Source organism: Alcanivorax sp. HI0083 (assembly GCF_001635175.1).
Window position 1 is genome coordinate 1 of sequence record NZ_LWFX01001093.1, and the last position, 9,985, is coordinate 9,985.

At 60.4% G+C, this 9,985-nt stretch carries 12 protein-coding genes; 2 read left to right on the top strand and 10 right to left on the bottom strand.

Annotated elements, in window-relative coordinates; genetic code table 11:
• The 9 genes from A3754_RS14730 to A3754_RS14770 all read right to left on the bottom strand — a co-directional run.
• The coding region (locus tag A3754_RS14730) for a TRAP transporter large permease subunit (protein WP_156497008.1) at nucleotides 1-579 on the bottom strand (579 nt) is incomplete at its 3' end.
• A complete protein-coding gene (locus A3754_RS14735; RefSeq protein WP_063520303.1) occupies nucleotides 576-1,085 on the bottom strand; it encodes a TRAP transporter small permease in 510 nt (169 codons plus the stop codon). The genes A3754_RS14730 and A3754_RS14735, both read right to left, overlap by 4 nt.
• On the bottom strand, nucleotides 1,082-2,071 hold the full coding sequence (dctP, locus tag A3754_RS14740; protein WP_063520304.1) for a TRAP transporter substrate-binding protein DctP: 990 nt from the start codon (nucleotides 2,069-2,071) through the stop codon (nucleotides 1,082-1,084). Before dctP ends, A3754_RS14735 begins: the two co-directional genes overlap by 4 nt.
• An 8-nt stretch (nucleotides 2,072-2,079) precedes the next feature.
• Nucleotides 2,080-2,931: a TRAP transporter TatT component family protein gene (locus A3754_RS14745; RefSeq protein WP_063520305.1), complete on the bottom strand. Its 852-nt coding sequence runs from the start codon at nucleotides 2,929-2,931 to the stop codon at nucleotides 2,080-2,082.
• Between the two features lie 122 nt (nucleotides 2,932-3,053).
• Nucleotides 3,054-3,893, bottom strand: a complete 840-nt coding sequence (locus tag A3754_RS14750) for a rhomboid family intramembrane serine protease (protein ID WP_063520306.1) — start codon at nucleotides 3,891-3,893, stop codon at nucleotides 3,054-3,056.
• Entirely contained in the window at nucleotides 3,884-4,960 is a 1,077-nt protein-coding gene (locus A3754_RS14755; RefSeq protein ID WP_063520307.1) for an aminopeptidase, read from the bottom strand. The genes A3754_RS14750 and A3754_RS14755 overlap by 10 nt, the downstream gene beginning before the upstream one ends.
• Before the next feature lie 10 nt (nucleotides 4,961-4,970).
• Entirely contained in the window at nucleotides 4,971-5,537 is a 567-nt protein-coding gene (gene yeiP, locus A3754_RS14760; protein WP_063520308.1) for an elongation factor P-like protein YeiP, read from the bottom strand.
• 185 nt (nucleotides 5,538-5,722) lie between these two features.
• A complete protein-coding gene (locus tag A3754_RS14765) occupies nucleotides 5,723-6,544 on the bottom strand; it encodes a 1-acyl-sn-glycerol-3-phosphate acyltransferase (RefSeq protein WP_082872266.1) in 822 nt (273 codons plus the stop codon).
• A 61-nt stretch (nucleotides 6,545-6,605) separates the two neighbouring features.
• Nucleotides 6,606-7,472: a GNAT family N-acetyltransferase gene (locus A3754_RS14770; protein ID WP_082872267.1), complete on the bottom strand. Its 867-nt coding sequence runs from the start codon at nucleotides 7,470-7,472 to the stop codon at nucleotides 6,606-6,608.
• A gap of 128 nt (nucleotides 7,473-7,600) precedes the next feature.
• Here A3754_RS14770 and A3754_RS14775 point away from each other — a divergent pair, with 128 nt between their 5' ends.
• Nucleotides 7,601-7,861, top strand: a complete 261-nt coding sequence (locus A3754_RS14775; RefSeq protein ID WP_063520310.1) for a CDGSH iron-sulfur domain-containing protein — start codon at nucleotides 7,601-7,603, stop codon at nucleotides 7,859-7,861.
• Nucleotides 7,858-8,778: a hypothetical protein gene (locus tag A3754_RS14780; RefSeq protein ID WP_063520311.1), complete on the top strand. Its 921-nt coding sequence runs from the start codon at nucleotides 7,858-7,860 to the stop codon at nucleotides 8,776-8,778. The genes A3754_RS14775 and A3754_RS14780 overlap by 4 nt, the downstream gene beginning before the upstream one ends.
• Before the next feature lie 10 nt (nucleotides 8,779-8,788).
• On the opposite strand, the gene A3754_RS14785 is transcribed toward A3754_RS14780, so the two are convergent.
• Nucleotides 8,789-9,985, bottom strand: a 1,197-nt coding sequence (locus A3754_RS14785; protein ID WP_156497009.1) for a phosphoenolpyruvate carboxylase, incomplete at its 5' end; no start/stop codon positions are given.

A 9,985-nucleotide genomic window follows, 5' to 3' on the forward strand; every position in this document is an offset into this window, starting at 1 on the left:
AAGCAGCACGATCATCAGCAGCGCAGGCAGCAGACCAGCCAGATACAGATCGACAATTTCTACCGTCGGCATATCCAGCTGCTGGGACATTTGCTGGGCGATAATGCCGTAGATCAACAAGGGCACCGACGGCACCAGCAACAACCCCAGACTGCCCGAGGAGGTCACCAGGCCCAGGCTGAATTTTTCCGGGTAATTGCCTTTCACCAGCGCCGGCAGCAACAAGGCGCCCAACGCCACAATGGTGACACCGGAGCCCCCTGTCAGGGCGGTGAAGAACGCACAGGCAATCAGCGCAACAAAGGCCATGCCACCGGGCATCCAGCCGAACGCGGCCTGGCTGAGCCGCAACATGCGGTCGGCGGTTTTCGATTCACTCAGCAAAAAACCGGCGAAGGTAAACAGCGGTAACGCCATCAGCACCACGGAATTACTGAGCTGATAGATGTCGATGTGCAGCACCGCCAACTCGATTTCCAGCGTATAGAAACCCAGTGCGGCTGCGCCGAGGATAATGGCAAACAGGGGCGCGCCCATCAGCGCCAGCACCACCAGCAGAACAATCGCCGCAATGATCATGGCGTCGGCTCCTGCATTTTCGGCCGCTTGCCAATTAACCCCAGAGCAAACAGCACGACGTAGCGCAGTGCCATAACCGAGAAGCCCACCGGGATAATGGCTTGCAATAACCAGCTCGGCACACTGGCAAATGCCGGCGAAGCGTACTCATACTCTTCGAGTACGAAGTGCACGCTATACCAGGCCACCAACAAACAGATAAAGGCGGTGAACAGATCCACGAAGGTGGTCAGGAAGGGATGGTACTTTTCCGGTAACAGTGACGAGGCCACATCAATGCGGATGTGCTCGTCATTACGTGAGGCAATCATCGCGCCCAGCAAGCCAATCCATAGCACCGCGTTCTGCAACAGCGGCTCGATCCATACCAGGCTGGTGCCAAAGAAATTGCGCAGCACAATCTGCGCCACCGCCAGCAGGATCATAAACAAAAGGACGGCCACGATAAGGCCGTCCTCGATATGGTGAAGGGTGCGATGCACCCCACGTAGTAGCGCTGCCATCATTGCCCGTCGCGTTGCTTGGCAAGAATGCCGTTAAGGCGGTCGAGCATGGTCTGGCTAATTTCACCCTCTTCCACCAGCTCCGCCGTAGCGCGCTCGGCGTAGCTGTGCCATTCCTCGCGTTGTTCTTCGCTGGGCTTGATCACTTCCAGCCCCTGCTGCTGAACGGCGGCAAAGGCACTCAGGTTTTCCTTGCGGCTTTGCGCATCCAGTTTGTCGAAGGTGGCTTCCAGCACCGTGCGGACCACCTGCTGATCTTCCGGGCTCATGCGTTTGAAATATTTTTCATGGATACCCAGCATGCCGAAGGTATAAAGCAGTGGCATGTCAGTCAGGTAGTTCACCCGGGAATACCACTGCAACGTCAGGGCCGCCACCGGAGGAGCGGCGAACGCATTCACCGCGCCGGTCTGCAGAGAGGTCAGCACGGAGCCAATATTGAGCAGAATGGGGGACAGTTCAAACGCCTTGGCCGCTTTCGCGGAGGCTTCATCGTTGGCCGGCAACCACAGTTTTTGGTCGCGCAGATCGGACACGCTTTTTACCGGCTGCTCGGACATGACATAAGCGAAGCCACCGTCCAGCAAACCAAAGCTGACCCAGCCACCGTCTTCCAGGCCTTTCTGGATGACCGGGTCCAACTCGCTGCGCACCGCATCCACTTCATCGTAGTTATTAAAGGCCAGCGGCACGTTGAGAATCTGGCTGTCCTTGTAAGCGGAAGCAAACGCACCGCCCTGGGCCACCAGACCATGGAGCTGGCCGATACGGATTTTGCGCTCTACCGCACGATCATCACCCATCACCCCGCCAGGGTAGATTTTCAGCTTTACCCGGCCTTCGGTTTGCGCCGCAATATCTTTGCCGGCTTTTTTCAGGCCGGTGACGATGGTGGTGCCATCCGGGTACAGGGTAGAAATTTTCAGGGTCGTCGCAGCGGTGGCAACCAGCGGCAACAGCGCGATCAGAACAGTGACAAGGCGCAGCATAAACACTCCTAGAAATAATCGTCCGCGTCGGCAAGCAGGACTTCAGCCTGCTGCTGCGCATAAGTATTTTGCAGGGTCAGGCCGTGAACATCAGGGTCCGCCGCCAGCACCTCATTGAGCAGGCGGTCGTGCAGCTCCCGATCGAACACCAGGCGCGCGTACTTTTCCGCATACAGCACCTGGGCCATCAGGTTCTTGCCGTCGGACAGTACTACCGCCTCTTCAAAGTGAGCTTTGGCCTGTTCGGGCTTGCCGCCCAGCGACGCCGGCAGGATGCTGTTCAGCACCCCCAGATACATATGTGCCTGACCGTGCTGATAGCCATCATCCAGCGCCACGATGCGCTCCATGATGGCTTCCACCCGGCCCAGTTCCGCTACCGCATTCCAGTCACTGGTGTTCTGCTGGATATAACCCGCCCAGGCGCTGCCCAGGGAAAACAGCACCGGCACATCGCCTTTGTCGGCCTCGTCCAGCAGGGATTCGAATTCGGGCACCGACAGGCTGCGCAGATCGCAGTAATCCTTGTGGTGGGCACAGGCGGCACGGAAACCGTAACCCAGCGCCTTGTCGCTAAGTTTGCGGGCCCGCTCAGGGTCTTCCACAAACAAGCCGGCGTAGGCGCCATAAAGGTCCGCGCCACTGCTGAGCAGGGATTCGCTTTCCGGCCAGTTCTCAATCAGGCCATCGACCATCAGCAAATAGGTGGGCAGGCCGTCTTCGACCAGCTGCAGGTCATTGTTGTTGAGGACACCATAGGGCAGGTTGTCGTCAACATGGGCCAGGGAACAGCCTTGCAGGGTAACTACCGCTGCGAAGAAGAGAGAAGGTACCCAGTAAGGTACAGAGCGCCACTGCATAGGTCGCTGGCATCCTTTCATTATTGTGACTTCATCGTTTTGGCTGTCTTTATAGCAGCCCGCCTACCCTAACTCAAACCGGCAGGTGGCTCTAAGGCGTTTCTTGCGGGCATTCCCGGCCATTAACGGGCCTGGTTTTCGCCCGATTCCCCGGCCTGCCGACCACGGTGCCAGAAGCCGAAGCCGGCCCCCAGCGCACAGCCGCTGACCAGCCCGGCCAGATGCGCCGCATTGGCCACCACGCCGGACAGGCCCACAAAGCAGATAACCATCCACGCCAGCATGAAAATGACGATTTCCTTGCGCAGGGCCACCCCAGCGCCGGGATTAAGCTTGCCATAGATCCACAGGTAGCCGAGCAGGCCGTACACCACCCCGGACAAGCCGCCAAACTGGGGGCCTGAGTAGTAAAACTGGGCCAGGTTGGACGCCGCAGAGGTAATCACGGTCACCAGCACCAGCTGGGTGCCAGACTGCAACCGTTCGATCAGACGCCCCAGGTCAGACCACCACAGCAGGTTGAACAGGATGTGCAGCAGGGAAAAGTGCAGGAACATGGGAGTCAGCAGCCGCCAGGGCTGACTGGCCAGCCCTTCCACCACCCGGGGAAACAGGAAGGCATTATAGATACAGTAGCCGATCACATAGGTCGATAGATACACCACCGCACAGGCAATCAGAATGCCCCGCGTCACCCAGCCCATGCTGGCAAACCAGCCACCGGACAACAGCGGTTGCGGACGCCCGGTTAGCGGCTCCACCGGCTGGCGATGCTGCTGGTGGCGCAGGTCGTTGATCAATTCCTGCAGCAAGGCGTGGGCATGCTCATACTGCGCCGGGTTTTGCAGCTCAATGATGTGCTGCCCGTCGGCTTCCCGGCGGTCGACAGCAAAGCCATTACGCCGCAGGGTTTTCACAAACAGGTCCGCCAGTTCCGGCTGCGGCGTGCGAATCAGTTCCATGCAAGCCCCTCCAGGGCATCGGTACGTTGAGCCAGTGTTAGCGCCACCAAATTGTCCACCTGCTGCCAGAAGCAGCCCCAGTCCCGCTGACACTGATCCAGCAGGCGGGCAAAGGCCGGCACATAATCGTTATAGTCGCTGACCCCGTTAAGACGGGCATTGTTCAATCGCCCATCAAAGAAACCGGCGTAGGCTTTCAGGGCCGGCTGCGCCTGGCTGTCACGGGCAAAACGGTCGCGGGCCTGTTGCAGGATACGGGTTTTCTCCCGGGCCAGCGCGTCGGCATCCTGCGCTGACGCATACAGTTCCTTCAGCGCCGCACGCGTCGCCTGCACAATGGCCATAAAGGCATCCTGCACCTGTTCACGCTGCTGCCAGTAAGCGGCGGATAACGGCTCACCACTATGGGCGAAGTAATCCACTGCCCCTTCCCGGCCGACCAGGGTCGCCAGGGACTCATTGAAACGGGTGTCATCCTTGATATACACCTTGCGGTGCACCAGTTCGTGGATCAGCAATTGCGCCAGTGACGGACGAGAGCGCTCGAGCATGGGCGTGGTCAGCGGGTCGGCAAACCAACCCAGTGTGGAATAGGCGATGGCACCGCCCACGAAGGTATCCATGCCATCTTCAGCCAGAGCATCCGCCTCACGGGTGGCGCGATCCTTGTCAAAATAGCCCCGGTAGCTGACACAGCCGATCATCAGGTAGCACCAGGTTTTTGGCGTCAGGGAATAAGCCGGTGCCGCCAGCACATTCCATACCACCGCATCCTGCTCCAGCGCCACATACTGGTGGTAGACATCCTCTGCCGGCAACGACAACGCCTCACCGGCAAACGCGATAACCTGCTGACTGAAGCGCAACTGGTCAGCCAACTCAGGTGAGGTGCTGGCATCGTTCAATACGTCGGCTACCGGTTCACGCTTGCCCATCAACGACCAGTGGCCTTTCACTGCCTGGCCGTAATAGCCCACCTGACAGCCCGGGAGCACCACGCACAGCAACACACCTGCCAGCGTCGACCTGAAGGTCGCCCAGTGTTCACGCAGGGAAGATATCTCCATCCGGTGGCAATCAGGCCCGGGACATGAATTTACGTTCGGCGGTATTCACCCGCACTTTTTCCCCTTCCACGATATATTCCGGCACCTGCACCACCAGGCCAGTGTTCAGGGTGGCCGGCTTGGTGCGGGCGGATGCGGAAGCGGCCTTCATGGCCGGTGTGGTTTCAGTGACCTCCAGCACCACGGACGCCGGCAACTCCAGGCCGATAACGGCGTCTTCCACTTTCAGGGCCAACACCCCTTCGGTTTCTTCCGTGATGAACGCCAGCTCATCGCTGATATCTTCCTGCTTGAGCAAGTATTGGGAGAAATCCTCATTATCCATGAAGATGTAGTCATCCCCGTCCACATAGGAAAACTGCACCGCACGGCGCTGCAATTCCACCGTGGCCACGTCATCATCCCCCTTGAAGCGCTCTTCAAACTTGGGGCCACCACCGACGGCACTGGCCTTTACCCGGTACAAGGTGGCCGCACCCCGGGCAGAAGGCGACTGCACCTCAATCTGGCGGATGGCATACAGGGTGCCGTTGACTTCGATAACGTCGGATTTTTTCAGTTCACTGGCGCGGGTCATGGCAGGGCGATGTCCTTGTGAGTAAAAAAGACATGGTATCCGAGCTTAAAGGTGTGGCGCCAGATAACAGGAAGGAGGAATACAGTGGACAGCGAAAAGAAGGAAAACCCTTCTCTGTTTGGAAAGCCAGGCAGCCGCCCCCAAATGCTGAGTGCGGCCTCAAGCATTGAAAAAAAGGACAAAAATCAACCGCGAGCTTTCAACTGTCCACTATCAACTGTCAACTGCTCTTCCACCCGTTCATGCGCCCGCACAGACAGTGCCTTGCGGTCCATGCCCTCCCCATCCAAAGGCGTACAAAAATGCAGGCGCACGCGGATTTTTGGGCGGAGCAGCATAGCCCACAAGTGATCGTGGAACTCATCGTCACCAATAAAGGCCAGCCCCGGATCCGGGGCGCCCATGCTATCCAGGTAGCGTACCGCTAACGGTTGCACCGGCACGCCCGCCAGCAAGGGGGCATCGAACAATTGCGGGAAAAAGCGGCTCAGGCTGGAGCCATCGGTGGTGGTGCCTTCCGGGAACACCAGTACCGTGTGCCCCTGCTGCAAGCGGCTGGCGATTTCCTGGGCCTTGCGGACGGACTCACCACTGCCGCGCTTGATAAACAGGGTACCCATGGCCCGGGCCAGGTTGCCGATCAACGGCCAGTCACCCACCTCCGCCTTGGAGAGAAAATACAGATGCCGCTGGCTGGCAATCACAGGAATATCCAGCCACGACACATGGTTACTAACCAGAAACACCGGGGCTTCCACCCGGCTCCCCGTGACCATCAACTCCACCCCGAGGATACGCAGAAAACGCCGGCACCAGCTTTGCTTGGCGGCCAACACCACAGGCCGATACGGTGACCAGAACGCCCCCAGCAAAAACGCCAGTATAAAGCCCCATAACAGGTAGAGGACAACGCGGATCACCCGCACCATGCGACGCAGTTGCGGCCAGAGGCCGCTTTGCGGATAAGGACTGACGCTGACGCTGACGCTATCGTTCATTTCACTCATGCCTCTGGGCCGGTTTCCAGGGTTTCGCTGTCAACTGTCCACTATCCACTGTCAACTGGCTTCACACCGCCTGGGCCGGCTGCATGAAGTGCTGCACATAACGGGCGGGCAAGTCCTCCACCGCCATCAGCACAAAGAAATCCAGGCAGTTAAAATCCGGGTCCCAACACGGTTCACCGCACACTTGAGCCCCCATACGCAGATAGGCCTTGAGCAGCGGTGGCATTTTCACACTATCGGCCTGGGCATCTCCTGGCAGCGCCTGCAAGCGCAGATGCGGTTGCACGCGATGCCCTGCCTGGCTCAGGTGCCGCGCCTGGATACGCTGATTAACCGCTGCCACGTTATAGCCTTCACTCAGCGCGATACTGGCGCAGCCCAGCAGGTAGCGCACATCGTTTTCCAGCATGTACTGCGCCAGCCGCGCCCACAGCACACTGATCACGGCCCCGTTGCGATGCTCCGGGTGAATACAGGTACGACCGATTTCTGCCAGTTTGCCCTCCAGCTGGCTCAGCATGGTCAGATCAAATTCACCGCTGGAATAGAAGCCTCCGGTCCGGTGCAAGCGCTCACCCGGCAGCACGCGGGTGTAACCCACGATTTCCCCGTTACGGTTATCGCGGACCACCAAGTGCAAGCAGTGGCGATCAAAACGGTCCCGGTCGAGGCCGAACGGGGCACTGAAACTGGCACCATACTCTTGGGAGAAGATGCGATAGCGCAGGCGCTGGATTTTCAGAATTTCCCGGCGCGAGCGGGTGAAATAGGCCGTGAAGCGGCCCGGCGCCGGGGCCTCAAGCGCCCTCTCCGCGGCCATGTCGCGGGGAAAGCGAAGAATCTCGGCAGTAGCCACGAACGGCTTGGTGAAGGCCCCTTTCAATTGCGGGCTTAACGCTTTGATCTTTCCTGCAGCTTGCGCAAGCATAGTGTACTCCACTGGCAGTTTCGGCCAGTGTCGTCAGCCGCCATGGCAAGGCAGTGACATTTGCATGACATTTGCGCGACACACGCAGAATGCGCCTGACGTTAACGAAAGCGCCGCAGGAGAGCACCATGGACGCCCCCCGCATTGCCCACACCGTACCGTTCCCGCTGCCCGTCAAAAAAGGTGATACGGTCTACTGGTGCGCCTGCGGCCTCAGCAAGACCCAGCCCTATTGCGACGGCAGCCACAAGGGCACCGGCTTCTCCCCGGTGCCCTACACCGCCACCCGGAACAAGATTGTGTTTTTCTGCGGCTGCAAACACAGCAGCAAAGGCATGATCTGCGATGGCAGCCACGTGGCACTCAAAGGCAAGGAATCCAGCCCGTGATAGGCAAGCCTCACCCCTTCATTGCCCTGATGCTGGGGCTGCTGGCCAGCGGCATTCAGGCCGATCCAGCGCCTGCCCCGAGCCCCCCGCTTCAGGTCGCCGTTCCCGCCGATGTGTACCACGACTATCAATGCTGGTTAAGGCATCGTCAGGTACTGCGTATAACCGACTACCGGGGCGATTGCAGCCGCCGGGACGTCATCGAAGTCGCGCTGCTTCAGCAGGCGCTTGCCCTGGGTAGGGGCGCTGTTGGTGGCACTGCAGGGCAGAGAGGAGAGGTTAGAGGAAACAGCCACGAACTGGAGTGGGTCATCGTAAACAGCTACGAACGGACCCTCACAGAAATGGATCAAGGGCGCCTGGACCTGGCCGCCACCTCACTGTGGCGAGAGGATATCGCGCTGCGCGATAACCTGTGGGCCAGCACGGCACTGCTAGGGCCCGGCAGCAATCTGGCACAACTGTATGGGCGGGCAGAAACCGCGAAGAACACAACCCTGACCGAGACCGGGCAATTGGCCGACTTTCGCCTGGTCAGCTCCCGGCAGTGGCGAGCAGACTGGCAGTTGCTGACGAACCTGCCCCATGGCGAGCTGCTGGATGCGCCCCGCTGGATGACCATGGTTCGCTGGGTAGAAAGCGGGCGGGCGGACCTGCTGCTGGCCCCACCGCTCACCGCCGGCACGCCCGTGCTGCGCGTCAAGGGCAGCACCCTCCACCCGGTGCCCGGCGGCGTCCTGTGCCTGCCGGGCAGCCGCCATTTTGCGGTTTCCCGCCAGCACCCTGAAGCCGACGCCATCCAGCAAGCACTGAATAAGGGCATCAACACACTGCGCCAGCAAGGCCGTCTGCGCCGGGCCTATGAGCAGGCGGGCGCCCTGCAGGGGCCCACTCATACACTGAATCACTGCCAGTGAGGGAGCGCCCTCACCCGGTGTTGCGCAGGCCCGCCGCAATACCGGCAATGGTCACCATCAGTGCGCTTTCCAGGGTCTCATCACCGTCCTGCTGACGTAGCCGCGCCATCAGCTCTGCCTGCAGCAGATGCAACGGGTCGGTGTAAGGATCACGCACGCGGATGGACCAGCGCATCACCGGATTGTTATCCAGCAGATCTTCGCGGCCAGTGAGCGCAGACAAGGCACTGACCGTGGCAGTGAGCCGCTCACGCAGCACTTCGCCCAGACGCATCAGGCCAGCATCATCGCCAGCCAGGCGCTCTTCATACCAGGCCGCCACCCGCAGGTCGGACTTGGCCAGTACCATTTCCAGCATATCCACCACGCCCTGGAAAAACGGCCACTCGCTGGCCATTTCCCGCACCATGCTATTTTGTGCCGCATCGTTCTGGGCATCTTCCAGGGCGGCACCGGTGCCCAGCCAGGCGGGCAGCATCAGGCGGATCTGGGTCCAGGCGAACACCCAGGGAATCGCCCGCAACGAGCTGATGCCCTGGTCCGACTTGCGGCGGGCCGGGCGGCTGCCCAGGGCCAGCCGCGAGAGTTCGGTTTCCGGCGTCACGGTACGCAGGTAACGCACCAGTTCGGGCTCATCGCGCACCACACCCCGATAGCCCGCCACAGAGGTATCGGTCAACGCCTGCATCTGCTGGCGCCACTCCGCCCGCGCCGCCTGGGGCGGCAACAGGGTCGCCTCCAGCGTCGCCGCCACATACTGCTCCAGGTTGAACACCGCCACCGACGGGCGGCCATATTTGAAGCGAATCACCTCACCCTGCTCTGTCACCCGGATGCGACCGGCCACCGAGCCCGGCGGCTGTGACAGCAACGCCATGCGGGTGGGCGAGCCGCCGCGGGAAATGGAACCGCCACGGCCATGGAACAGGGTGAGCGGAATGCCGTTATCGGCAAATAACGCAGTGAGCTTTTCCTGGGCACGGTACTGGGCCCAGGCAGCGCCGAGAAAACCGGCGTCCTTGGCGGAATCGGAATAGCCAATCATCACTTCCTGGCCCGCCGCCACCCGCTCCCGGTAGAACGGCAGCGCCAACAGGGCCGACATGGTCTGCTCGGCGCCGTCCAGATCGTCCAGGGTTTCAAATAGCGGCACCACGCGCATGGGCTCGCGGACACCAGCGATTTTCTGCAGCAGCATCACCGCCAT